The sequence below is a fragment of the Natronohydrobacter thiooxidans genome, assembly GCF_001884735.1.
Lineage (GTDB): Bacteria > Pseudomonadota > Alphaproteobacteria > Rhodobacterales > Rhodobacteraceae > Roseinatronobacter > Roseinatronobacter thiooxidans_A.
Genome location: NZ_MJAP01000003.1, coordinates 480,637 through 503,771, shown reverse-complemented (window position 1 = coordinate 503,771; position 23,135 = coordinate 480,637). Strand labels below are relative to the sequence as shown.

At 64.3% G+C, this 23,135-nt stretch carries 21 protein-coding genes and 1 tRNA gene; 9 read left to right on the top strand and 13 right to left on the bottom strand.

What is annotated here, in order from left to right; translation table 11 throughout:
* Both BG457_RS04940 and BG457_RS04935 read right to left on the bottom strand, forming a co-directional pair.
* Positions 1-1,539, bottom strand: coding sequence for a 3-hydroxyacyl-CoA dehydrogenase (locus BG457_RS04940; RefSeq protein ID WP_071795857.1), 1,539 nt, complete (start codon positions 1,537-1,539; stop codon positions 1-3).
* Positions 1,540-1,542: 3 nt separating this feature from the next.
* Positions 1,543-2,316: an enoyl-CoA hydratase-related protein gene (locus BG457_RS04935; RefSeq protein WP_071795856.1), complete on the bottom strand. Its 774-nt coding sequence runs from the start codon at positions 2,314-2,316 to the stop codon at positions 1,543-1,545.
* Positions 2,317-2,449: 133 nt separating this feature from the next.
* Here BG457_RS04935 and BG457_RS04930 point away from each other — a divergent pair, with 133 nt between their 5' ends.
* The gene (locus BG457_RS04930; protein WP_071795855.1) at positions 2,450-3,184 is read left to right on the top strand and encodes a GntR family transcriptional regulator; all 735 of its coding nucleotides are present in this window, start codon (positions 2,450-2,452) and stop codon (positions 3,182-3,184) included.
* Here the strand turns inward: BG457_RS04930 and BG457_RS04925 are convergent, their stop codons facing one another.
* From BG457_RS04925 to BG457_RS04915, 3 genes are read right to left on the bottom strand one after another with little or no spacing between them, the layout of a single operon-like run.
* Complete coding sequence (locus tag BG457_RS04925) at positions 3,185-4,579, bottom strand: S8/S53 family peptidase (RefSeq protein ID WP_175546724.1); 1,395 nt, start codon at positions 4,577-4,579, stop codon at positions 3,185-3,187.
* Between the two features lie 11 nt (positions 4,580-4,590).
* Positions 4,591-5,502, bottom strand: coding sequence for a phosphatase PAP2 family protein (locus tag BG457_RS04920; protein WP_071795853.1), 912 nt, complete (start codon positions 5,500-5,502; stop codon positions 4,591-4,593).
* Positions 5,503-5,508: 6 nt separating this feature from the next.
* Positions 5,509-7,227 carry a hypothetical protein gene (locus BG457_RS04915; RefSeq protein ID WP_071796070.1) on the bottom strand — a complete coding sequence of 573 codons (1,719 nt, stop codon included), beginning with the start codon at positions 7,225-7,227 and terminating at the stop codon, positions 5,509-5,511.
* Between the two features lie 732 nt (positions 7,228-7,959).
* On the opposite strand from BG457_RS04915, the gene BG457_RS04910 reads away from it, so the two are divergent.
* Positions 7,960-8,316 (top strand): DMT family transporter, encoded by a 357-nt coding sequence (locus BG457_RS04910; protein ID WP_139257551.1) that lies wholly within the window; start codon positions 7,960-7,962, stop codon positions 8,314-8,316.
* Between the two features lie 485 nt (positions 8,317-8,801).
* Here BG457_RS04910 and BG457_RS04905 read toward each other — a convergent pair whose 3' ends face one another.
* A complete protein-coding gene (locus BG457_RS04905) occupies positions 8,802-10,310 on the bottom strand; it encodes an FAD-binding domain-containing protein (protein WP_071795852.1) in 1,509 nt (502 codons plus the stop codon).
* A gap of 259 nt (positions 10,311-10,569) precedes the next feature.
* A tRNA-Leu gene (locus BG457_RS04900) sits at positions 10,570-10,656 on the bottom strand.
* A 143-nt stretch (positions 10,657-10,799) separates the two neighbouring features.
* On the opposite strand from BG457_RS04900, the gene BG457_RS04895 reads away from it, so the two are divergent.
* Complete coding sequence (locus BG457_RS04895; protein WP_071796068.1) at positions 10,800-11,786, top strand: complex I NDUFA9 subunit family protein; 987 nt, start codon at positions 10,800-10,802, stop codon at positions 11,784-11,786.
* Positions 11,787-11,808: 22 nt separating this feature from the next.
* On the opposite strand, the gene BG457_RS04890 is transcribed toward BG457_RS04895, so the two are convergent.
* Genes BG457_RS04890 through BG457_RS04875 form a run of 4 tightly spaced genes read right to left on the bottom strand, consistent with a single transcriptional unit; the run spans position 11,809 to position 14,177 of the window.
* Positions 11,809-12,258, bottom strand: a complete 450-nt coding sequence (locus BG457_RS04890; protein WP_071795851.1) for a MarR family winged helix-turn-helix transcriptional regulator — start codon at positions 12,256-12,258, stop codon at positions 11,809-11,811.
* On the bottom strand, positions 12,255-13,106 hold the full coding sequence (locus tag BG457_RS04885) for a carbon-nitrogen hydrolase family protein (protein WP_071795850.1): 852 nt from the start codon (positions 13,104-13,106) through the stop codon (positions 12,255-12,257). The genes BG457_RS04890 and BG457_RS04885 overlap by 4 nt, the downstream gene beginning before the upstream one ends.
* A 4-nt stretch (positions 13,107-13,110) precedes the next feature.
* Positions 13,111-13,368, bottom strand: a complete 258-nt coding sequence (gene grxC / locus BG457_RS04880; RefSeq protein ID WP_071795849.1) for a glutaredoxin 3 — start codon at positions 13,366-13,368, stop codon at positions 13,111-13,113.
* Between the two features lie 44 nt (positions 13,369-13,412).
* Entirely contained in the window at positions 13,413-14,177 is a 765-nt protein-coding gene (locus BG457_RS04875; protein WP_245770927.1) for a double zinc ribbon domain-containing protein, read from the bottom strand.
* 18 nt (positions 14,178-14,195) lie between these two features.
* Here BG457_RS04875 and BG457_RS04870 point away from each other — a divergent pair, with 18 nt between their 5' ends.
* Entirely contained in the window at positions 14,196-15,038 is an 843-nt protein-coding gene (locus tag BG457_RS04870; protein WP_071795848.1) for a methyltransferase domain-containing protein, read from the top strand.
* A 74-nt stretch (positions 15,039-15,112) separates the two neighbouring features.
* On the top strand, positions 15,113-16,219 hold the full coding sequence (gene hemH / locus BG457_RS04865) for a ferrochelatase (protein WP_084657466.1): 1,107 nt from the start codon (positions 15,113-15,115) through the stop codon (positions 16,217-16,219).
* A gap of 97 nt (positions 16,220-16,316) precedes the next feature.
* Here hemH and BG457_RS04860 read toward each other — a convergent pair whose 3' ends face one another.
* Positions 16,317-16,508 (bottom strand): hypothetical protein, encoded by a 192-nt coding sequence (locus tag BG457_RS04860; protein ID WP_071795847.1) that lies wholly within the window; start codon positions 16,506-16,508, stop codon positions 16,317-16,319.
* Between the two features lie 341 nt (positions 16,509-16,849).
* On the opposite strand from BG457_RS04860, the gene dalA reads away from it, so the two are divergent.
* Positions 16,850-17,404: a divisome-associated lipoprotein DalA gene (gene dalA, locus BG457_RS04855; RefSeq protein ID WP_071795846.1), complete on the top strand. Its 555-nt coding sequence runs from the start codon at positions 16,850-16,852 to the stop codon at positions 17,402-17,404.
* Positions 17,405-17,628: 224 nt separating this feature from the next.
* Here dalA and trpA read toward each other — a convergent pair whose 3' ends face one another.
* The gene (gene trpA / locus BG457_RS04850) at positions 17,629-18,420 is read right to left on the bottom strand and encodes a tryptophan synthase subunit alpha (RefSeq protein ID WP_071796065.1); all 792 of its coding nucleotides are present in this window, start codon (positions 18,418-18,420) and stop codon (positions 17,629-17,631) included.
* Positions 18,421-18,553: 133 nt separating this feature from the next.
* Between trpA and ychF the strand changes: the two genes are divergently transcribed.
* The 3 genes from ychF to BG457_RS04835 all read left to right on the top strand — a co-directional run bounded on the left by ychF (position 18,554) and on the right by BG457_RS04835 (position 22,932).
* Entirely contained in the window at positions 18,554-19,651 is a 1,098-nt protein-coding gene (ychF, locus tag BG457_RS04845; protein WP_071795845.1) for a redox-regulated ATPase YchF, read from the top strand.
* A 72-nt stretch (positions 19,652-19,723) separates the two neighbouring features.
* The gene (locus BG457_RS04840; RefSeq protein WP_071795844.1) at positions 19,724-21,568 is read left to right on the top strand and encodes a sensor histidine kinase; all 1,845 of its coding nucleotides are present in this window, start codon (positions 19,724-19,726) and stop codon (positions 21,566-21,568) included.
* Positions 21,565-22,932, top strand: coding sequence for a sigma-54-dependent transcriptional regulator (locus BG457_RS04835; RefSeq protein ID WP_071795843.1), 1,368 nt, complete (start codon positions 21,565-21,567; stop codon positions 22,930-22,932). Before BG457_RS04840 ends, BG457_RS04835 begins: the two co-directional genes overlap by 4 nt.
* Positions 22,933-23,135: the final 203 nt, after the last annotated feature.

The following is a 23,135-nucleotide window of genomic DNA, read 5'->3' as shown; positions in this document are numbered from 1 at the left end:
TCAGGCGGGGAAAGTGTCTTCGGTCAGCATCGAGACCCCGAGTTGGGCGCGGCGGCGCAGCCAGGGGTCGGGGCGATAGCGGGGATCGCCGGTGCAGCGGTGCAGTCCTTCCAGAATGGCAAGGATGCGCCCCGCGCCGAGGGCGTCAGCCCAAGCCAGCGGACCATTGGGGTAGTTCAGGCCCAGCGTTACGGCGCGGTCGATATCCGCGGGCGCGGCGACCCCGCGAGATGCGACTTGTGCAGCAATGTTGATGATGCAGGCGAGGATGCGCTGGGCGACAAAGCCGGGGCTGTCGCGCAGAACCGTCGCAGGGGTGCCGTCATGGCCTAGCATCGCCTGCGCGGTGGTCAGAATATCTGGCCGGGTGATCGGGGTGCCCATCAGGCTGCGGCGGCCCTTGAACCCGAACAGCGGGTCGACGGCCACGCTGCGGGTGGCGTCCAGCCCATGGGCGACGGCGAAGCTGGTCGCATCTTCGCCCAAAGGCGTGATCAGGATAACCGACTCCGCGCCGGGATCTGTGGCGCTGTCGATCTCACCGCCCGCTTCGGTGACGATCTGCGCAAGCTGTCCGGCGCAGTCGGGCAGGCTCTGGTCGATCCAGAATCTGCCGCCCTTGAAGCCCGGCATCGGGGCTTCGGGCGGAGTGATCTGCTGGCCCTTGTCATAGCGGTAATGCCCCTCGCCGGACTTGCGCCCCAGCAGCCCCGCCTGCATCCGCTGGCCCATCAGCGTGGCGGGGCGGAAGCGGGGCTCGTGAAAGCATTGTTCGTAAATCTCGACGGTCGCGGGATGGGTGACATCCAGCGCGGTCAGATCCAGCAGTTCGAAGGGGCCCATGCGAAAGCCTGCGGCCTCGCGCATGATCCGGTCCACGCAGGCAAATTCGGCAACGCCTTCGGCCACCAGATGCGTGGCTTCGATCGTGTAGCCGCGCCCGACCTGATTGACGAGGAAACCGGGCGCATCCGCGACGCGAACGGGCGTGCGGCCCATGCGGCTGCCAAGCGTCGTCAGATGGTCCAGCACGGCAGGCGCGGTGCGGATGCCCGCGATCACCTCGACCAGCGGCATCAGCGGCACCGGGTTGAAAAAGTGAAAGCCCGCAACCCGTTCCGGGTGCGTGCAGGCACTCGCAAGTCGGGTAATTGACAGGCTGGAGGTGTTCGAGGCGAGGATGGCTTCCGGTGCAATCACCTTTTCAAGCGCCGCGAACAGGGCGGATTTGGTCGCCATATCCTCGATGATCGCTTCACAGACCACATCTGCCGGGGCAAGTTCCGACAGATCGGAAACGGGCGTCAGGCGGGCGCTGGCGGCTTCGGCCTCTGCGGTGGTCATGCGGCCCTTTTCAGCGGCCCGCGTCAGCATCCCGGCGATGAAATCGCGCGCCTCTCGGGCGGCACCGGCGCGGGTGTCATGCAGCAGAATCCGCGCGCCGCCCGTGGCCGCCACCTGCGCGATGCCGCGCCCCATGGCGCCCGCGCCGATAACAGCGACGATCAGGTCCGGGGCTTCAGCGGGTTTGCGGGGCATGGGTCACTCTCCCTTGAACTCGGGCGCGCGCTTTTCAAGAAACGCGCTCATGCCCTCGGATTTGTCGGCTGTGTCAAACAACGTTTCAAACGCGCGACGCTCCAGCATGATGCCGGTGGCAAGCGGCGCATCCTCGCCTGCCAGCACCACCTCTTTGATCCGGCGCGCGGCAAGCGGGGGCAGGGCGGCGATGCGCGTGGCAATTGCCAGCGCACGGGGCAGCACCTGATCATCCGCCACCACTTCCGAGGCGAGACCTATCTCGAAAGCCGCGCGCCCGGTGACAGGCGCGCCCGTCAGCAGCATGTTCATCGCCTTGAACTTGCCCAGCGCGCGCACCAGCCGTTGCGTGCCGCCGCCGCCGGGCATGATGCCCACAGTGATTTCCGGCTGGCCCAGCTTCGCGCCTTCGCCCGCGACGATGATATCGGCATGCATCGCCAGTTCCAGCCCGCCGCCAAGCGCCGCGCCGTTTACAGCAGCGATCACCGGCAGCGGGCATTCCGCGATCACATTCCACATGCGGCGCACGCCAAGGCGGGCAACCTCTGCTGTGCCCATCGTGGCAAATTCGCGCAGATCGGCCCCGGCCATGAAGGCCCGGTCATCGCCGGTGATGACGATGGCGCGCAGGCTGGCGTCGCGTGGCAGGGTCGCGAAAGCGTCGGTCAGGGCCTGGCGCAAGGCAGAGTTCAGGGCATTGCGCGCCTCGGGGCGGTTCAGGCGCAAAAGCGCTACGCCCGGGGCGGGGCGCGTGATGATGACAAGATCCGACATGCGCTCCTCCCAAAGCGATCCGTAGAATCATACTAATATTAGAACAACCAAATGACAAGATGTTTCGACATGGACAAGCCCGCCTGATTTTCTAGACTGGGGGCCTGTTCCGGTCGCGACGGGAGAAAAGGCGATGACACAGGCCGCGCTGCATCAGAGCCCCGGCAAGCTCTATCTCAATCTGGCCGCGATCCTGCGCGGGCGGTTGCAGGCGGGCGACTGGGCGCCGGGCGAGCGGCTGCCGACCATCGCCGAACTTGGCCAGAGCTACGGCGTGGCCGCCGTGACCGTGCGGCAGGCCATCGCGATTCTGGAGGAAGAGGGCTATCTGCGCCGCCAGCAGGGTTCGGGCACTTTCGTCACCGAGGCGGCGGGGCAGGCCACGCGCTTTGCCGTGGGGCTGGATTGGCCTGCACTGATCGACATGGTGACCAAGACCACGCCGCGCCTGCTGGAAAAGCGGGCCGTGACCGATCTGCCGCGCCATGCGCCGGATGATGGAACAGCCGCCCCGGCCTATCAGTATCTGCGCCGCGTCAATGCGCTGGAGGGGCGCGATTGCCTGATCACCGATGCCTATATCGATGCGCGGCTCTATGCCCGTGCGCCGGATCGTTTTGACAGTGAAACCATCATTCCGCTGATCGAAGGTATGGGCGATGTGACCATTGCCCGCTGTCGTCAGGTTCTGACCATCGGGCAGGCAAATCTGGAGGATGCGGCGCTTCTGGGCGTGCCGGTCAACACGCCCTTGGGCTGTATCCGCCGAATCCTGACCGCCCCGGACGGGACGATCCTCTATTTCAACGATGTGGCCTATCGTGGTGATCTGGTGCGTTTTCAGATCGATCTGGTGCCGAAGCGCTGATCAGGGCTCATCGGGCTCATCGGGGTCACTGGGCTCGAAGGGCATTGCGTGCAGATGCGGGACCATGACATTGGGCAATTCCGGGCGCACCGGCTGGCATTTCGACAAAAGCCAGGCCTTGGCGGCGATCCCATCGGCATCCGCCGGGATCTGGCCCAAGCCCCGCCCCAGCGCCATGAACCCGGCCACGATGGCGCAAGCGGCCGAAGTGCCACCGAAATCGCAGAAATACGAGCCATATTCCCAGAGGCCCTCCTCGCGTTCGGGCATGTCGAAGGGCGTCGCCACATAGCCACCCGGTCCCGGCACATCGGTCGAGATGATCCCGAAAGCCGAATATTTGTGATTGTCGTTCACGGGTGGCACGCCATAGCGGATTTCGGCCAGCCGTTCCGGGTTCAGCCGCACCTCGCCGCTGTCGAATTGCTCCGAATCGTTGCTGGGCGCCCAGACGGTCAGCCCTTCTTCGGGGGAATAGCTGCTCGGCCAGCCCTTGGCATTCAGCGCGCCGACCGAGATCACGCCATTATCCTCAGAGGCCAGATTGGCGGGATAGATGCCGAATTCCTCATGGGCATTGCCTGCCGCGCAGATGACGGGGCGGCGATGCGAAATCTTGAGGATCAGTTCGGCCAGTTCCGACCAGAGCTCGCGCTGGGCCTCCGGGATCGGGCAGGGGGCGGTCAACTCTCCCAGCGGCTGGCCAAGAAAGTCGATGGCGTGAAGCTGCGGCGCGGTGCGGAACGGATCTTCGATCCCGCGCGGCAACACGATCACATCAGCCCTGACCAGTTCGGCATAGAGGAAGGCGAGGATCATCTGTTCCGGGTCGGCATCGAAATTGGTCGAGATCGGCACGATCTCGCAGGTGGGATCGGCCCCGCAATAGGGCAGGGGCAGTTGCCCGTCCGCAGGCCCGTCGATATGCGCCTGCGAATAGGGCACACGGGCGGGGCGCGCCCCGATCAGCCCGGCAATCGCCGTGCCATGGCCAGAAAAGACCGGTGAGGCGGCGGGCTGAAGTGTGCCCATTTGCGGCGGCTGGTCTGGTGCGAGCCGGGCCATGAGTTCGCACAACAGCGCCTTGCATCCCGGCAGCCCCGCGACCAGCGCCTGCGCATCCCCAAGACCCAGATCGCCGATTTCCTTCTGCTCCGGCAGGCCGGGAAAGGCCCCGAGCCGCGTCGAGAACAGGTCAAAAGCCAGATCCCGGCGGATCGCGGCGCTGAGATTGGGGTGATCCATCGCCACCGATGTGTCGATCATCGCCACGCGCGCGGGCTTGCAGATGTCATCGGGCGACCAGCCATCGGGGCGGTGCGCCTTGGTCAGCGTCCCGAGCGCGATCAGGTGCCAGAGGGCATCCTGTTTGCGCTTGATGGAATAGGGTCTCATCGCCATCTCCTTCAGAACCATTCGGCCTGAGCGGCCAGCATGTTTTTCTCCAGCACTTTTTCCAGAACCGGCAGGATCATCCGCGCCAGCATATGCCCCGCCTCGGTGTCGCAGGCGTAATGGACCCCGGCCCATTCGCGGTTCTCGGCAATCCGCCGCGCCGAGAGGAACAGCTGCGTCGAGCCGGGATGTTCGGGGACGATCCGCGACATGACAAAGGCAATCGCGAAGGACTGAAACGCATGGTTGCTGTGATAGCTGGCATGGGCGGGCGCGGCGAGGAAGGGGCGCAGGCGCGGCTCGATCTGATTGGGGCGCGGCACGTTCCAGCGTGCCTTGTAGTAAAGCCCGATCTCGTCGGTCAGCGCCAGCACGACCAGCATCAGGTGGATGGTCGCTTCATAGCCGCCATGGGTCTCGATGCCGTAGGGGCGCAGGTAGCGCGAGAGTTCCAGATCGGCCTCATTGAGGATTTCCTCGCGCCGCATGGCAAATTGTGGCCGCGCCAGCAGCACCTGTTTCTTCAGCAGATCAACGGCCTGTTCGCGCAATTCGGGGAGTGATGGCGGCAGCGGCATGGGCAGATCCATCCATTCCGCGCGCAGTTCGTAGAGCTTCGCGCGTTCTTCCCAGGGTTCCTGAATGCCCAGATCATCCTGCGTGCCGAACTCGGCGCGGTTTCTGTTGCGGTTACGATTGCGGTTCCTGTTCCGGTTGCGGTTGCGATTCCGGCTGCGGTTCCGGTTGCGATTGAGCGTTGTCAGCGCGCCCTTGGCCGAGCGCGCAACCATGGCACCGCCGAGTGCCGCCAGCGCGCCCGTGCCACCGCCGGAACTCTGCGGATCTTCAGCGCGCTCAACCAGTTCCAGCCCCTGTGTGGTCACATGAAATTCATATTGTTCCATGATCGAGAAATCGGTCATCGAAATTCACTCCATCAGGGGTTTGAGATTGCGCAGCAGCGGGTGGGAGACGGGCGCATCGCGCAGGCCGAAACGCAGGAGCTGCACCTGCGGGTCGGCGAAATCAGGGTCGAGATGCAACAGGCGGGTGCGTGTTTCCTCGGCGGCCAGCCGCTGGCCCGTCGCCGATTGCGCGACCATCAGATAGCGCAGCGCGGCCTTGTAGCGGGGCTGCTTCTGCAGCGCGCTGCGTCCGGCCAGGGTGGCGCGCGTATAATCGCCCGCAAGCGTCGCGGCCATCGCCAGCGTGGTGTCGTAGCTGTAGGAAATCGGGCTGAAAGCGCCAAGCTGGGTGGCGCGCTGGGCATGGCGCAGGGCGGTGTCATAATCGCCGGTATAGAGCTTGTGCAGCGCAAGGTGATCCCATGCAAACGCCTGCGAGGGATTCAACGCAACCGCGCGTTCCAGCACCTTGCCCGCCAGATCATGCTCTTGAAACACATAGCCGATGACATGACCCAGGCAGGCCAGTGTGATCGCGTTGAACGGATTGTCTTCCAGTTGCGTGTTGATCAGGTCATGCAGCCGCAGGCGCTCGTCCATGCCAAGGCTGCCGAGATTCTCGCCCACCGCGAAAGAGGCCGCATAAGCACGCAGACCGGCAATCAGCGAATGGGCGGTGCCGCCGGAGAGATTTGCCGCCTCGGCCTTGTCCAGCAGTGCAATGGCCTGATCCAGCGCGTCATCATCAAGCCGGAACAGCAGGTTCATCGCCGTATGTCCTGCACGCAGGGCAATGGTTTCGTCACTATCAGCCGGGATATGGCTGAGCAGGGTCTTTGCCAGCCGGTCGGTATTCTGCGCGACAAAGCCTTGCAGGAGCAGGTTATCGGCATGGTGCAATTCCTCCAGCGTGCATTGGATCGACTGGGTCCATTCAATCGCCAGTTGCGACGAGCGATAGACAAAGAATGTCAGCGTCACATTGCGCCCGATGCACAAGACGCGCATCCGGCAGAAGAACTCGGCCTCGGCGCTTTCGGCCAGATCCTCGATCGCGGCGGTGCGGCTGCGCAGGTCGATCACCTGCACCGGCATCAATTCGCGGATATTGTCCACGATCCGTTCGGTCAGGAAATCCGACAGGTGATGGCTCATCTCGTCGCCGCCCTGCACCACGCCGCGCATCAGGGCAAGGCAGAACCGGTCAGAGATTGCGCGACCGGTCTCGGACAGAAGCAGGCGCGCCGGGCGCACCGCTGCCAGAGCCTCGGCGGTGTCGGTCCAGTCGAAGCGGGCGGCCTGCAGCCAGTCCTCGAATTCGGGATCGCCGATGTCGAACCCTTCCAGAAGCTCGGTATCCTCGTTCAGACCCAGCCGCGAGAACAGGGCCGCATCGCGCTGCACCTCGGTCACATCGACCCAGACTCGATCCGGGTTCAGGCCCACCGTATCGGCATTGATGTCCAGCGCGCTTCCGGCCTGTGCGCCAAGGTCGCGGCGCAATTCGAACAGGGACTGGCGCAGGCTGGTCGAGGAGCGCGTTTCATCCGACTGGCTCCAGAGTTTGTCGCGCAGCCAGACACGTGTGCGATGCATCTGCGGGGCAAGGGCCGTCAGCGCCAGAAGCGCCTGCGCCTTGCGTCCGCGAATGACCAGCTTCTGCCCCTGGCCATCGGTGACGCGCATCGGACCGGCGAGATAAAGGCGCAGGACATGCGATGTCTCGGTGCGTGCTCCGGTCATAGTGGCGGATTCCAGCGGATCAATCTGCAAACAGTCGGAATGGTCATCAAAATGGTACTGCGTGGCGGTCTCAAGCCACTTGGGAACCGGGAACTTTGCAACAAACATCAGGTCTCGACCTTCGGTCAGTGTGACATATCTGAACTGTGAATCAACCGCCGTTAGCCGCTCGTTAGGCCACAGGGACTGGCATGCCCAGCGTGATGGGAATGCATGTGTTGCGCCGCATATTTAAGTGATTGAGAAAAATGTAAAAAATATAATCTGATCGCGATATTCCCGGCGGGCCAGACAGGATAACAGGCCGCTAACGTGGCGGCAGGCACAGTTTTGCACATCGCAAATCTGACCAGAGCCCGTCATGCCCCAAGCCCTTCTTCCCGTTGCCGCGCCGGTCGTGATGGCTGCGCCCCGCGTGCCGGGGCCGGGCTGTCGCTTCCGTCCCGTCGCTGGCCTCCGGTCTCGCCTTTCCGGGCGGATGAGCGCGACCTGCGCGCGGCCCGCCCGAAACCTCCCTGCGCGCTCCTTACTCCTGGCCGATGACGGCGCGCAGCGGTCCGGCAAGGTCGCAGGCACTTCTCCCGTTGCGCCTGGGCCGGGCCGTCCGGGCCGCCGCACCCCCCATGCGGCGGCCCGGACAGGAGAGGGGATGCAATGATGCCTGAACCGCCATCGGCCCGCAAACCGACAGACAGGAATTCCAATCCCCAAACCATGGTGAAAGTGCTTCATATGCCGGCTGATACGACGCTACCCGAAATCGCTTCGAACCCGCATATCCTGCGCTGGATCGTCATTCTGATCCTTGCTGCGGCCGGTTATACGGTCGCGACGGTCGGGCTGAAACTTGCGGCGGAACGCAGCTATGCGCTGGCTTCCGTGCTGATCTTCGCCGGGTTTCTGCTGGTGATCGTGACTCAAATATTCCTGCTGCGGCGCACGGATCTGACGATTGTCTATGTGACCATCATCGGGGTCGAGACGCTGATGATTCTGGCGGTGGGCGCGATGATGGGCGAGGTGGTGGATATGCGCCGCATCCTTGGCGCGGGCTGTGTCGTGGCGGGGATCGCACTGGTATCAAGCTGACGGAAACACCACCCCGGCCCCCGGAACCTGCCCCCCCGCGACGGGCAGGTTTTTTCTGCTGATCCGCAGGCAGGTGCCGTGACGCATTGCGGTGAAAAATGCCCCCGTCCCGAAGGACAGGGGCACCGTAGTGGAAAAGGTTTTGGTGATGAAATCCGACCCCCGCAGCCCGAGGGAGCTTTCGGCGCGGGATGGTTATTGTCTATCCATGACGCCCGTGGCCAACGCCGCAGGCAGGAAAAGGTTTCGTCTCTGTCTCAGGCATTTTCTTTCCTGCCGGTGCGAATGTGGTCGCGGGGGGCAGGATCGAAAGCACCATCTTGCGACTCAATCTGTCGCGATGGAACAACCATGCAACAGCACCTGTTAACGCTGCGTTAGAGCGATGTTATACTCTGAGAGGATCGTATTCAGGGGTATTGCGACCGTGTTCCGCCCCGCTCAGTGAAGGTCCGACCGGGCGTTTCGCGGGGTCGCGCCGGGGCTCACAGATCGAAGCTGAGTTGCGCGGCAGGGGGCATGGGATGCGGGCCACGGCGCAGCGGCGTGTTTTTGCGCGCGCGCGAGCCGTGTTTCTGCGCGATGCTATGAGCGGCCGCCTGAAACCCCGCGTGCCTGCGCAGCCGCCAGAGCCGGTCGCGCGCCTCCTGCCCCGCCTGTTCCGGATCGACAATCGGTTCGGGGTAGCGCCCTGCGAGATGCCGCCCGGCCTCGGGCCAGTCCCAGGGCCGGTGCAGAAAGGGCAGCGGCACGGATTTCAGTTCCGGCACCCATGTGCGGATGAAGCGGCCTTGCGGATCCTGATCATGCCCCTGTTTCACCGGGTTATAGATGCGCAATGCGTTGATGCCGGTGGTGCCCGATTGCATCTGGCACTGGCTCCAGTGAATGCCCGGTTCATAATCGGTGAAGCACCGCGCCAGATGCGCCCCGGTCTGCCGCCAGTCCAGCCACAGATGATAGGACGCGAAGGACATCAGCATCGCACGCATGCGAAAATTCAGCCAGCCGGTCGCGCTCAGATAGCGCATGCAGGCATCCACGAAGGGCAGCCCGGTTTCGCCCGCGCACCATGCCTGAAGCCGGGCCGCATCGGTGCCGCGCAGCCCCTCATATGCGGGATGCAGGCAGCGGGTCTCGATTTCCGGCTCATCCTCCAGCTTCTGGATGAAATGATCGCGCCATGCGAGGCGTTTGCCGAAGCTCTGTAGCGCCTCGGACCAGTCCTTTGCCCCCGCATGCGCAGCGCGTGCCTGCTGGCGGGCCTGTTCCACCTGCCGCACCGACAGAACCCCCAGCGCCAGATAGGGCGAGAGCCGCGAGCAGGCGCGTTCAGCGCTGAGCGGCGAAGAGATGGCGCGGCGATAGCTGGCCCCGCGTGTGGCCAGGAAACTGTCCAGCGCCTGCCGTGCGCTGGCATGGCTGCCATTCTGGCGGTGGGGGCAGGGATCGGGGGGCAGACCCAGCGCGCGGGCATCGGGCAGGCGTTCGGGCAGGTCTGTGGTCACAAGCGGCTCCAGCGCCGCAGGCGCGGGCGCAAGGGGCTGGCGCATGAAGCGGTTGCGCGCACCCTGCCAGCCATCGCGGGATGTCAGCCGCCGGATCACGCCACATTGCGGCAGTTCCACCCAGTCGATCCCGTTTGCGCGCGCCCAGTCCGCGACGCGCCGGTCACGGGCATAAGTCCAGTCATTGCCGGTTTCCTCATGGCTGAAGATGCGCCTCACCCCGTGCTGCGTGCAGATCCGCGACAGTTGCGCGACCGCCTCGCCCCAGCGGGTGATCAGCGGCTGGCCAAGGGCGGCAAGCTCCGTCCGCAGGCTGGCCAGCGCTTCGCAGGTGAAGGCCCATTGGCGCGCAGAGCTGTCGGGCAGGGCCCAGTAGTCCGGCTCGATGATATAGACCGGCAGCACCCGCGCCCCGGCAAGGGCCAGCGCCGGGTGATCGCCAAGGCGCAGATCGCGTTTGAACCAGACAAGGACAGGGGCGCTCATGATGGTGCAGTCATAGCGCGCCGCAGGAAGGCGTCAATGCTTAAAGTTCACTCTATGTTCCAGTCAGGCTGCCGGGGACCGCCAAGCGATTCCGGGACAATCCTGCAAGGGTGCGTGTCGGTATATTCCGCAATGGCGCATTGCCCGTGCGGTCACGATCTGCCGCCGCAGATGGCGCAAGCATTGAGTGATCGGGGAAGATACCCGCAACCTGCCCGGCTGATTCCGCCATATGTTTCAGCGGGTTAGCTGAAAGATATGGTGCCCAGGAGAGGACTCGAACCTCCACGCCCGTACGGGCACTAGCACCTGAAGCTAGCGCGTCTACCAGTTCCGCCACCTGGGCAGGTTGCGTAGGGCGCTCTTTATGGCGCGGGGCTGGCGGTGTCAACGGGCGAAAATGCAATCTTGCGGAAAATCCTGTTCTGCCTTGTCGAGAAGCGCCGCGAGCGGTATTCAGGCGACGACCCGAAAACGCGGAGAACGCAGATGTCGCAGCTTGTCACCATCATTGGCGGTTCTGGATTCCTCGGCCGGTATATCGCTCGGCGCATGGCTCAGGCGGGCTGGCGCGTGCGTGTGGCTGTCCGACGCCCGAACGAGGCGCTGCATGTCAGACCCTATGGCGTGGTCGGGCAGGTCGAGCCGGTCTTCTGCAATATCCGCGACGATGCCTCGGTGCGGGCGGTGATCGCCGGGGCGGATGCGGTGGTCAATTGTGTCGGCATCCTGTTCGAGAAAGGCCCGAACAAGTTTGACGATGTGCAGGCCACAGGGGCCGGGCGCGTGGCGCGGATCGCGGCAGAGCAGGGGGCAAAGACGCTGGTGCATATCTCGGCCATCGGCGCGGATGCGGGTTCCGACAGCCACTATCAGCGCAGCAAGGCCGGGGGCGAGGCGCTTGTGACCGAGCATTTCCCGAGTGCGGTGATTCTGCGGCCCTCGCTGATGTTCGGGACCGAAGATCAGCTTTTCAACCGCTTCGCGGGCATGGCGCGGTTTTCGCCCTTCCTGCCCCTGGTGGGCGCCGAGACGCGGTTTCAGCCGGTCTATGTCGATGATGTCGCCGCCGCCGCAAGCAAGGTGGTGCTCGAAGGTGCCGAACCGGGGGTTTACGAGCTGGGCGGGCCGGAAGTCGCCACATTCCGCGGGATGATGCAGCGGATGCTGGCCGAGATCCGGCGCAACCGCATCCTGCTGAACATGCCCTTTCCCGTGGCGCGGCTCATGGCGGGCGCTCTGGGCGTTGCGCAATCGGTCACGCTGGGGCTGTTCACCAATTCGCTGCTGACCCGCGATCAGGTGCGCAATCTGGCCCGCGACAATGTGGTCAGCGAGGGCGCCAAGGGGCTGGCGGATCTGGGGATCACCCCAACCCCGATGGAGACGGTTCTGCCAAGTTACCTGTGGGTGCATCGTCCCGGCGGGCAGTACAAGGCGATCCACGAATCAGCCGCCCATCTGCGCAAAGGCTAAGCGGGCGCGCAGGGGCTGCGCGTCAAAGCCCGTCTTCCTCGACCAGCCGCTGGCGCAGCGAGCGCAGGACCGGGATGGTCTGGCGCACGCGCTCCTCTCCCAGCATCTGCACCGCATCGTCGATCAGCGGCGTGATCGCCGCAAGGGCGGCATCGCGCGCCGCGCGCCCTGCCGGGCTGATCGCCACCATCTTGCGCCGCGCATCGTCCCAGTCGGGGCGGATATGCACATATCCCGCCCATTCCAGCTTCGCCAGCGTGTTGGTCATCGCCCCGCGCGTGACATGAAAGGCGCGCGCCAGATCGGCGGGGCTGAGTTCGACCTGCTGGCGCACCAGCAGGTTCAGCACCCCGAAATGCGACAGCTCCATCCCCTTGGGCAGCACTTTGGACAGCCGGTTGCGCGCAAGCTGATCGGCCATCAGCAATTCGCTGAACAGCGCATTGGCCAGATCACCGCGCGCAGAAGTCATGCCTTCGCCCCGGCGCTGGTGGTGAAATCGCGGTCATGGAACAGGGCCGGCACGCGGTCGCGGGCCTCGACCACGCGGGCAAGGTCGATCGAGACCAGCCCCACACCGGGTTCCGTGCCCATATCCAGCAGCACCTCGCCCCAGGGCGCGACTGCAAGTGCATGGCCATGCGTCGCGCGTGGGCGCCCCTCGCTGGCCGCGTGCCGCCCGGTCTGCGCAGGCGCGAGGACGAAGCAGCCGGTCTCGATGGCGCGCGCGCGCACCAGTGTTTCCCAATGCGCCACGCCTGTCACCGGGCTGAAAGCCGCAGGCAGGGTCAGTACCTCGGCCCCGGCCTTGGCCAGCGCGCGAAAGAGATGCGGAAAGCGCAGGTCATAGCAGACGGTCAGGCCGAAATTCGCCAGCGGGGTCTGGGCCACCACGGCCTCGGATCCGGCGCGGAACCCTGCGGATTCGCGGTAAGTCTCGCTTTCCGAGACCTGCACATCGAACATATGGATCTTGTCATACTGGCTGTGGATCGCCCCTTCGGGGTCGATCAGGAAAGAGCGATTCGCGAACCGGCCCCTGGGGTCATCTGTCTTGAGCGCCAGCGAGCCGATCAGCACCCAGATCCCGGTTTCACGCGCGGTCTCGCGCAGCCCGGCAAGTGTCGGGTCGTCCTGCTGATGGCAGAGTACACGATCCTGATGCGCCTTGCTCGACGAGATGCAATTCGTCACTTCCGGGGTCAGCGCGATCTGCGCGCCCCTGGACGCCGCCTCGCGCAGATATGCCCGCGCCTGTTCCAGATTCGTCGCCGGATCGTCGCTGGATGTCATCTGGATCAGGGCAGCCGTGAATCCCATGCGCCTAGCCTTTCAGCAGCGGGTCAAGCTGGCCGCGACGGTCCAGCGCGTGCAGATCATCGCAGCCGCCGACATGGATATCACCGATGAAAATCTGCGGCACAGTGCGCGCCCCGCCCGAGCGGCTGACCATCGTATCGCGCTGCGCCGGATCGCGCGAGACGTCGATCTCGGTGAAGCTGACGCCCTTGGCACCGAGCAGGCGCTTGGCGGCATGGCAATAGCCGCAAAGGGGCGATGTATAGATTTCAACTGGTTGCATGCCAGTGCCTCGCAAATCGGGGTTTCGCGCTGCACTATAGAGAATCATTCCCGCCTTGCAACGCGTGCCAGTGCAATAACCCGGACGGAACGCGCCCCATGGGCAAGGCAGATCTCGGTCGCTGCCGCAAAGGTTGCGCCCGCGGTCATCACATCATCCACCAGCAGAATATGGCGCCCGCTGATGCGCGCGCCCTGTCCGGGATGGGCGGCAAAGGCATCGGCGACATTGGCAAAGCGCCCCATCCGCCCGCGCCCGTCCTGCGTGCCGGTGTTGCGGGTGCGGATCAGCAGATCGGGGCAATGCTCCAGACCCAGATGGCGCGCGAGGCCCGTGCTGAGCAGTGCCGCCTGATTGTAGCGGCGCTTGACGAAGCGCAGCCAGTGCAGCGGGATCGGGGCCACCAGCATATCGGGCCGGATCAGAGGTTTCGCATGGCGCGCAAGCCACAGGCTGGCGGGGCCCGCATGGTCCAGCCGGTCATGGTATTTCAGCCCCAGCAGGATCTGGCGGGCCTTCTCGCCATAGAGCATGACCGCGCGTCCCTGTTCCCATGGCCGCGCAAGGGTCAGGCATTCGTCGCATTGCACCGGGGCGCCGTCATCCTGACCGGGCAGGGGCAGGCCGCAACTGTCGCAGCACAGGCCGAAAATGAACGGCACTTGCGGCCAGCAGGACGCGCAGAGCGCGCCATGTTCCTCGACCAGCGCATCGCAGCACATGCATTGCGGCGGGTAGATCGCTCGCAGCGCCGTCTGTGCCCCGCCGATCAGGCGGTGTTTCAGCTTTTGCATTTCCAAACCGACCATCTTAAACAGGCCCTCACCATGACCCAGTCGCCCCCGGATATCGCTGATCGCACCGCCCTTGCCCGCAACCGCGCGCGGGCGGGCGGTGATCTGTTCCTGCATGATCTCGCACGCGAGGAACTCCAGTTAAGGCTCAGCGAGGTTAACAGAAGGTTTACGCAACCCGCCGTGATCTGCGGTCTGCCGCAGGTCTGGGGCGATTTCCTGCCCGGCGCGCGGGTCGTGGCGGATGATCCGGTGCTGGCGCTGGAGCGCGGCGCGCATGATCTGGTGATCCATGCCATGAGCCTGCACTGGGCCTCGGACCCGGTGGGTCAACTGGTGCAGGCGCGTCACGCGCTGCGCCCCGACGGGCTGTTTCTGGCGGTATTGCCGGGCGGGCAGACACTGGCGGAATTGCGCGCGGCCCTCGCACAGGCCGAGGTCGAACTGACAGGCGGCCTCAGCCCGCGCGTGCTGCCGATGGCGGAATTGCGCGATCTGGGCGCGTTGTTGCAGCGGGCGGGATTCGCGCTGCCCGTGGCCGATGTCACCTCGCAGCAGGTGCAATATCGGGCGCTGCGCACGCTTTTTGGCGATCTGCGCGCCATGGGCGAGCAGAATGCGCTTGCGGCACGACGTCGCAACAGCGCACCGCGCCGCCTGTTCGACCGCGCGGCCGAGATCTATGCCGCGCATTTCGCCGACCCGGCGGGATTGCTGCGCGCGACTTTCGATCTGGTCTTTCTGACCGGCTGGGCGCCAGCGGAGAACCAACCCAAACCGCTGCGCCCCGGTTCCGCCCAAACCCGGCTTGCGGATGCGCTGGGTGCGACAGAAAGACCGCTGCGCGACCCGCCCAAACCCGCGCCCAAAGATTGATTCCGCCGCGAAAGCCGTTACATCACGCTGAGTTTCGTTTTAGCGCCAAGGTCAGAGCCATGAAGGATAGAGCCATGCTTGAGGCACAGCCAGAGACGCAGACCGGGCGTTGCCCTGTCCGACTGGACCGGCCCGGCGCGGGGCGTCTGGAACATGCCAGTCCCGATCACCCGCCGGTGCCGCAGGCGAAGATCGGCGTGCTTCTGGCCAATCTGGGCACGCCCGACAATTACGATTACTGGTCGATGCGGCGTTATCTGAACGAGTTTCTGTCCGACAAGCGCGTGATCGACTATCCGGCATGGAAATGGCAGCCGCTCTTGCAACTGATCATCCTGACCAAGCGGCCCTTCACCTCGGGGGCGAATTACAAATCCATCTGGAATCACGACAAGGGCGAAAGCCCTTTGATGACGATCACCAAGGATCAGACCGCGAAACTGGCCGAGGCGATGGCCACGCGATTCGGCGAGGGTGTGATGGTCGATTTCTGCATGCGCTATGGCAATCCCTCGACCCAGTCCAAGGTCGATGAAATGGTCGCGGCGGGCTGCGAGAAAATCCTCTTCTTCCCGCTTTATCCGCAATATGCCGGCGCCACCTCTGCTACGGCCTGCGACCAGTTCTTCCGCGCGCTGATGACCCAGAAATGGCAACCCGCCGCGCGCACGGTCGCACCCTATTTCGACCACCCGGCCTATATCCGCGCGCTGGCTGATTCGGTGCGCCGGACCTATGACGCGATGGAAGAAAAGCCAGAGGTGCTCGTGACCTCGTATCACGGCATGCCGAAGCGCTATCTGATGGAGGGCGACCCCTATCATTGCCAGTGCCAGAAAACCACGCGGCTGTTGCGCGAGGAACTGGGCTGGGGCAAGGACGTGGTGCAGACCAGCTTCCAGTCGGTCTTCGGGCGCGAAGAATGGCTGCGGCCCTATACGGTGGAGCATGTCGCCGATCTGGCCCGGCAGGGTGTGAAGCGGCTGGCGGTCGTGGCGCCGGCCTTTTCCGCCGATTGCATCGAGACGCTGGAAGAGATCAACGAAGAGATTCGCGAGAGCTTCGAGGAAGCGGGCGGCGAGAAATTCACCTATATCCCCTGCCTCAATGACGAGGCTGACCATATAGAGGCACTGGCTGCGGTGATCGAGGCCAATCTCGCGGGCTGGACAGCGCGCTGATCTCTGGGGCCGTCGTGCTGCATGCCTGCGCCGCGCAAATAAAAAAGGTGACAGGAAGCCCTGTCACCTTTTCCTGAATACTTCAGTGTTGTGCGAATTACTTCGCAGCAACAGCCGCAGCAACGATCAGGAGCAGCATCAGCGGGACGATGATACCGCCCGAGGAAGCTTTGGTTTCAGCGACAACCACTGCGGGCTCGATGACCGGCTCCGAGTATTTGCCATGCTTGCCGGCGAATGCCGAGGTGGCAGCCAACGACAGGGCAGCAGCAAGTGCGAGTTTCTTCATAGTAACCTCCAGAACGCGCCGGTACACGATAAGTTGGCCCGGCTCCCAAGACGAAATGTCGTGATCTGGTGAAAATCATGTTCTCAGGACAGTTGCAATCCATAGTTCTTCAGAACTGCGGCTCTTTCCGGCAACGTCGTCAATTTCGCAACACTTTTGGGCCACAGTCCCCTCTTCCGTAGGTGTAAATCCCGGAATCTGCTTCCGGTCCCGTCACTTCCGGACTAAGTGCAGGAAAGCCACGTCTGTCGTGACCAGCGGCAAAAACTCGCCGAGTTGTGTTTGAAAACCCGATCCCGACTCGCTAAGTCAACACCTGACTAAATGAGAAAGTGTTATCTATGTTTCGTCCCTTCGCATTGATTGCGATCTCTGTGCTGGCGCTGTCAGCCTGCGAGGCCCCCGGCCCCGCCACTCAGGTTCCTCTGGGAAGCGATGGTCGCCCCTTGCCGGTGGTGGTCCGAATCAATCCCTCTGACGCCCCGCGGGTGCGCCAGCGTGTGCAGGACGGAATCAACACCATGCGCGCACAGAACGGGCTTGGACCCTTGCAGGCCAATGCGGCGCTGACCAGTGCGGCCGCGACCCATGCGCAGGACATGTCCTTCCAGAGCCGCCCCTGGCACTGGGGGTCTGACGGTTCCAGCCCGATGCAGCGCGCCCAGCGCGCAGGCTATCGCGGCACCTTTGTGGGTGAGCTGATCTCCGAGACATTCGAGACCGAGGTCGAGACCGTCAATGCCTGGATGATCGAGCCCGAGACGCGCCCGGTGATTCTGGATCGCCGCGCCAATGAAATCGGCGTGGGCTGGCATCAGGACGATAATGGCAAGCTGTGGTGGACCGTGGTGCTGGGCGCCGGGGCCGACCCGATGATGCAGATCGCCGGGCGCTAAGCCCGCGCTTGCCGTCGTTCAAGTGGATTATCCCCCAGCCGCGTCCCTGAAAAGGCGCGGCTGTTTGCGTTGCAAATGACCGCTGCAGACCGCACGGGCCGCAACCCGAATGCCCGCCCGTGCGCCTTCGCACGGGCAAGCGCCCGCGAATGGCATGGGCAGGGGGGGCCATGAGCGGGCGCTTCTGCACTTGCGACAAAGCCCGCCCCCCAAGCCTTCAGTTTTCAGCCGCGATGCGCCCCGTCCGAAAGCGTGCGGACATAGGCCAGCACCTCGGCCACGGGCCTGCCAGCCGCGATTTCCTTGACGATGGCCGATCCCACGACGCAGCCATCCGCGACGCTGGCAATCGCTTCTGCGGTCTCTGGCGTGGAAATGCCGAAACCCACGATCACCGGTAGATCGGTCGCGGCCTTGATCCGCGCGACTTCCGGCGCGACATCGCCCGCCTGCGCCGCCGCCGCCCCGGTAATCCCGGTGATCGAGACATAATAGACAAAGCCCGACGTGTTCTGCAGCACCTTGGGCAGGCGTTTCGCATCGGTCGTCGGCGTGGCCAGCCGGATGAAGTTCAGCCCCGCCGCCTGCGCCGGGATGCACAACTCACTATCTTCCTCGGGCGGCAGATCCACCACGATCAGCCCGTCCACACCGGCTGATTTCGCATCATTCAGGAACTGATCCACGCCGCGCGCATAGATCGGGTTGTAATAGCCCATCAGCACGATGGGCGTGCTGTCATCACCCTCGCGAAAGCGGCGCACCATGTCCAGCGTCAGGGCCAGTGTCTGCCCGCCGTCAAGCGCGCGCTGACCGGCAAGCTGGATCGTCGGGCCATCCGCCATCGGGTCGGTGAAGGGCACGCCCAGTTCGATAATATCCACACCCGCGCCCGGCAGGCCCTTCATCACCGCAAGCGAGGTTTCCAGATCCGGATCGCCCCCCATGATATAGGAGACGAAAGCCTTGCGGCCTTCGGATTTCAGCTTGGCGAATTTCTGGTCGATTCTGGTCATCATGCCCCGGTCCCTGTCTTGCGTTCCGGGTTTGGGCCAAATCGCGCGGGGAATCAACTGCTGTTGCCTTGTCTTGGCCCCCGCCTGCGCCTAAAAGCGCGGCGCAGCAGTTGTCGCGCGAAAGGGAACAGTCATGGGCTTCAAGATGGGTATCGTGGGTCTGCCGAATGTCGGCAAATCGACCCTGTTCAACGCGCTGACCAGAACCGCCGCCGCACAGGCCGCGAATTTCCCCTTCTGCACGATCGAGCCGAATGTGGGCGATGTGGCTGTGCCCGATGCCCGTCTGATGACATTGGCGCAGATCGCCGGATCGCGCGAGGTGATCCCCACGCGCATGACCTTCGTCGATATCGCCGGGCTGGTGCGCGGCGCGTCCAAGGGCGAGGGGCTGGGCAATCAGTTTCTGGCCAATATCCGCGAGGTGGACGCGATCGCCCATGTGCTGCGCTGCTTTGAAGATGATGATGTGACCCATGTCGAAGGCCGGATCGACCCGGTGGCCGATGCCGAAACCATTGAGACCGAGCTGATGATCGCCGATATGGAATCCATCGAGCGGCGTCTGGCGAATCTGTCGCGCAAGCTGCGCGGCGGTGACAAGGAAGCAGTGGAACAGGATGTGCTTTTGCGCCGCGCATTGGCCGCGCTGGAGGCCGGAAAGCCCGCCCGCACGGTCGAGGTTTCGGAGGAAGAGCGCAAATCCTGGCGGATGTTGCAGCTTCTGACCGCGAAGCCCGTGCTTTTTGTGTGCAATGTCGAAGAGGGCTCTGCCGGCAAGGGCAATGCGCTCTCGGAGAAAGTCGCTGCGATGGCCGCGGCCCAAGGGGCCGCGCATGTGGTGATTTCCGCGCAGATCGAGGAAGAGATCAGCCAGCTCGACGCCGAGGAAGCCGAAATGTTCCTCTCCGAGATGGGGCTGGAAGAGCCGGGGCTGGATCGGTTGATCCGCGCGGGCTATCAGCTTCTGGGCCTGCAGACCTATTTCACCGTCGGCCCGAAAGAGGCCCGCGCCTGGACGATCCCCAAGGGCACCCTTGCCCCGCAGGCCGCAGGCGTCATCCATGGCGATTTCGAACGCGGCTTCATCCGCGCCGAGACCGTCGCCTATGGCGATTACGTCACCCATAAGGGCGAGACCGGGGCCAAGGAAGCGGGCAAGTTCCGCGTCGAAGGCAAGGGCTATGAGGTCAAGGACGGCGACGTGCTGCATTTCCTGTTCAATGCCTGACACGCGCATTTGACACTCCGCGCCCGGACGGTGCTAAATACCAAGGCACGGTATGGCAGGAGATGGGGCGCGATGCGACAGCCCGGCAAGGCTCTGATCTGGGCAGGCGTGGCCTTCGGGCTGGCGCTGCTGGCTTTGCTGACATGGCTCGCGCATCAGCAGGCGCTGTCCCGCAGCTTTCAGGATCTGAATGATCGCGGCGAGAACACGCTGAATCTGGCCGAATCAACCATTCGCGGCCAGTTGGAACGTTTCGAGCGCCTGCCCGAATTGCTTGCCGATCAGCGCGTGATCCGCTCGCTCCTGCTGGCCCCGCGCGATCCTGACCTGATCATGGCCGCCAATACCTATCTGCGCGACGCGGCGGAACTTCTGGGCGCGTCCGATCTCTATGTGATGTATCGCGACGGGGTGACGCTGGCGGCCTCGAATTTCAATGAGCCGCTCAGTTTCGTCGGCGGGAATTTTGCCTTCCGCCCGTATTTCTTCGATGCCATGGCCGAAGGGCGGGGGCGGTTCTATGCGCTGGGCACCACCTCGAACAAGCGCGGCTATTATTTCGGCGCGGCGATAGATGTGGCCGGGCAGCGGCTGGGCGTGATGGTGCTGAAGGTCGATGTCGATGATCTCGAACGCGCCTGGGCCTCCGAGGATCTGCGCATCATCGTGACCGATCCCGAGGATATCATCTTTCTGTCCAACCGCCCGGACTGGCTGTTTCATGCTTTCGGCGCGCTGACGCCCGACCGGCTGGCGCGCACGCAGCAGACGCAGCGCTATGCCAATGCCGCACTGGGCGAGATCGATTTCCAGATGCATAGCGACCGTGCCGGGTTCCGGCTCTTGTCGGGGCATGGCAGCGATGCGGTGGCCAGCGAATATCTGGTGGTGAAAAGCCATATGCCGCAGGCCGACTGGACAGTGCAGGTGCTTTTGCCCACGCGCAGGGCGCGGGCACAGGCGGCGGCCAGCGTGGCGATCGGCCTTCTGGCGACAGGGCTTCTGTCGCTGATGGCGCTGATCATCTGGCAGCGGCGGCGGCAGATGGCGCTGCGGCTGGAAATGGAACAGGCGGCCAAGGATGATCTGGAACGGCAGGTCACGCTGCGCACCGGCCAGTTGCGCGCGGCCAATGTGGCACTGGAAGAAGAAGTCACCGAGCGCCGCGCGACCGAGGCGCAGTTGCGCAAGACCCAATCCGAACTGGTGCAGGCCGGGAAGCTGGCCGCTCTGGGGCAGATGTCGGCAGCGCTCAGCCATGAATTCAACCAGCCGCTGGGGGCGGCGCGCAATTATGCCGAGAATGCGCAACTGCTGCTGGAACAGGACCGCCGCGAGGAAGCGCAGGGCAATATCGCCCGCATTCTGGGCATGATCGACCGCCTGACCCGGATCAGCCGCCATCTGCGCAATTTCGCCCGCAAGCCCAATCAGCAGTTGCGCGCCGTGGCGCTGGCAGAATCGATCAGCGAGGCGCAGGAACTGCTCGGCTGGCGTCTGCGCAAAAGCGGCGTCACGCTGGAGGTGGATCTGGGCGCCGTGCCCTTGCAGGTGGTGGCGGGGCCGGTGCGGCTGCAACAGGTGCTGGTCAATCTGATCAGCAATGCGATTGATGCGGTCGAGGGCGCGCAGGACAAGCGCCTGCATCTGCGCGCGCAGGCGGCGGGCGAGCGGGTTCAGGTCACACTGCGCGATCACGGGCCGGGCGTGGCCGAAGGTCTGCAGGCGCGGATTTTTGATCCTTTCTTCTCGACCAAGGAGGTCGGCAAGGGGCTGGGGCTGGGGCTGTCGATCTCGTATAATATCATGCGCGATTTCGGCGGCGCGCTTGCGGTGGAAAACCACCCCGAGGGCGGCGCAGTCTTCACGCTGGATCTGCAAGCGGCGGCAAGTGGACACGCAGAGGCCGCCGAATGAGCCCTGGCAAGGTGCTTCTGGTCGATGATGACGCGGATCTGCGCGCCTCGACCGAACAGGCGCTGGATCTGGCCGGGCTGGGGGTCGAAGGGTTCGAAGCGGCGCAACCGGTGCTGGAGCGGATCACCGCCGGATTCGGCGGCATCGTGATCAGCGATATCCGCATGTCGGGCATGGACGGCATGACGCTGATGACCCGCATCCACGAGATCGACGCCGATATTCCGGTGATCCTGATCACCGGGCATGGCGATGTGCCGCTTGCGGTGCGGGCCATGCGCGAAGGCGCGCATGATTTCATCGAGAAACCCTTTTCCGGCGCGCAGCTTGCCGCGATTGCCCGGCGCGCGATGGAGTTTCGCCAACTGGTGCTGGACAATCGCCGCCTGCGCGCCGTTGCTGGCCAGTCGGATGATCTGGAGGCGCGTCTGGTCGGGCGCTCGAATGCGATGATCCATCTGCGCCAGCAGATGCGCACCATCGGCCCCTCGGATGCCGATGTGCTGATCATCGGCGATACGGGCACCGGCAAGGAAGTGGTGGCGCGCGCGCTCCATGACCTCTCGGCCCGCGCGGCGCAGCCCTTTGTCGCCATCACCTGTTCGGCGCTGCCCGAAACGCTGATCGAATCGGAACTCTTCGGCCATGAGGTCGGCGCCTTTCCCGGCGCGATCCGTGCGCGGGTGGGCAAGTTCGATCATGCCCGCGGTGGCACGGTGCTGCTGGATGATATCGGGGCCATGCCGCTGGATGTGCAGGGCAAGCTCCTGCGCGTGTTGCAGGACCGGGTGATCTCGCCGCTGGGCTCGAATGTGCAGCATGAGCTGGACCTGCGCTTCATCGCCACCAGCCGCGTGCCGCTGGAAGCCGAGGTCACGGCAGGCCGCTTCCGCGCCGATCTGCTCTATCGCCTGAACGCGCTCAGCCTGCGCGTGCCGCCCCTGTCCGAGCGGGTCGAGGATATCCCCGCGCTCTTCATGCGGCTTTTGTCCGAAGCCGCTGCGCGCCACCGTCTGCCCGTGCCGCAGGTCAACCCGGCCTTTCTGGCAGAGCTGGCCCGCGCCTCCTGGCCGGGAAATGTGCGGGAATTGCGCAATGCCGCCGAACGCGCGGTGCTGCGGCTGGAACGCGCGAGCGACGTCGCGACCGGGATGGACGGGGCGCAGACGCTTGCCGAACAGATGGCCGCGCATGAGCGCAAACTTCTGGTCGATGCGCTGATCCGTCATCACGGCGCGCTGAAACCGGTCTATGAGAGCCTCGGTCTGTCGCGCAAGGCGCTCTATGACAAGCTGATGAAATACGGAATCGACAAGGCCCAGTTCCTGAGCGCCGGAAGCGCTACCGAGGCGGATGAGCGCTGAACATGTGTGGATTTCGATACATGGCCCGGCGCTGATGTGTAGCTTTCTATACATCCCGACCGGTTTTGGCGCTAACATCGGTTTTTTTCCCTGCAGCTTTGCTTGCAATGCAGGCGGGCTTGGGCCTTGACTATGCGTTGTGCCGCCTTTGATCCTTGGAGGGGACGGGCGGACATGGACATATACGCAAAATAAAAGGGGAG

Excerpts from the sequence above, each read along its gene's own strand:
- grxC (WP_071795849.1), bottom strand. The coding sequence starts at position 13,368 with ATGCAACCAGTTGAAATCTATACATCGCCCCTTTGCGGCTATTGCCAT.
- BG457_RS04940 (WP_071795857.1), bottom strand. The coding sequence starts at position 1,539 with ATGCCCCGCAAACCCGCTGAAGCCCCGGACCTGATCGTCGCTGTTATC.
- BG457_RS04895 (WP_071796068.1), top strand. The coding sequence starts at position 10,800 with ATGTCGCAGCTTGTCACCATCATTGGCGGTTCTGGATTCCTCGGCCGG.
- BG457_RS04870 (WP_071795848.1), top strand. The coding sequence starts at position 14,196 with ATGACCCAGTCGCCCCCGGATATCGCTGATCGCACCGCCCTTGCCCGC.
- BG457_RS04920 (WP_071795853.1), bottom strand. The coding sequence starts at position 5,502 with ATGACCGATTTCTCGATCATGGAACAATATGAATTTCATGTGACCACA.
- hemH (WP_084657466.1), top strand. The coding sequence starts at position 15,113 with ATGCTTGAGGCACAGCCAGAGACGCAGACCGGGCGTTGCCCTGTCCGA.
- BG457_RS04915 (WP_071796070.1), bottom strand. The coding sequence starts at position 7,227 with ATGACCGGAGCACGCACCGAGACATCGCATGTCCTGCGCCTTTATCTC.
- BG457_RS04875 (WP_245770927.1), bottom strand. The coding sequence starts at position 14,177 with ATGGTCGGTTTGGAAATGCAAAAGCTGAAACACCGCCTGATCGGCGGG.
- BG457_RS04890 (WP_071795851.1), bottom strand. The coding sequence starts at position 12,258 with ATGACTTCTGCGCGCGGTGATCTGGCCAATGCGCTGTTCAGCGAATTG.
- BG457_RS04860 (WP_071795847.1), bottom strand. The coding sequence starts at position 16,508 with ATGAAGAAACTCGCACTTGCTGCTGCCCTGTCGTTGGCTGCCACCTCG.
- BG457_RS04840 (WP_071795844.1), top strand. The coding sequence starts at position 19,724 with ATGCGACAGCCCGGCAAGGCTCTGATCTGGGCAGGCGTGGCCTTCGGG.
- BG457_RS04905 (WP_071795852.1), bottom strand. The coding sequence starts at position 10,310 with ATGAGCGCCCCTGTCCTTGTCTGGTTCAAACGCGATCTGCGCCTTGGC.
- BG457_RS04885 (WP_071795850.1), bottom strand. The coding sequence starts at position 13,106 with ATGGGATTCACGGCTGCCCTGATCCAGATGACATCCAGCGACGATCCG.
- BG457_RS04925 (WP_175546724.1), bottom strand. The coding sequence starts at position 4,579 with ATGAGACCCTATTCCATCAAGCGCAAACAGGATGCCCTCTGGCACCTG.
- trpA (WP_071796065.1), bottom strand. The coding sequence starts at position 18,420 with ATGACCAGAATCGACCAGAAATTCGCCAAGCTGAAATCCGAAGGCCGC.
- ychF (WP_071795845.1), top strand. The coding sequence starts at position 18,554 with ATGGGCTTCAAGATGGGTATCGTGGGTCTGCCGAATGTCGGCAAATCG.
- dalA (WP_071795846.1), top strand. The coding sequence starts at position 16,850 with ATGTTTCGTCCCTTCGCATTGATTGCGATCTCTGTGCTGGCGCTGTCA.
- BG457_RS04935 (WP_071795856.1), bottom strand. The coding sequence starts at position 2,316 with ATGTCGGATCTTGTCATCATCACGCGCCCCGCCCCGGGCGTAGCGCTT.
- BG457_RS04930 (WP_071795855.1), top strand. The coding sequence starts at position 2,450 with ATGACACAGGCCGCGCTGCATCAGAGCCCCGGCAAGCTCTATCTCAAT.
- BG457_RS04835 (WP_071795843.1), top strand. The coding sequence starts at position 21,565 with ATGAGCCCTGGCAAGGTGCTTCTGGTCGATGATGACGCGGATCTGCGC.
- BG457_RS04910 (WP_139257551.1), top strand. The coding sequence starts at position 7,960 with ATGCCGGCTGATACGACGCTACCCGAAATCGCTTCGAACCCGCATATC.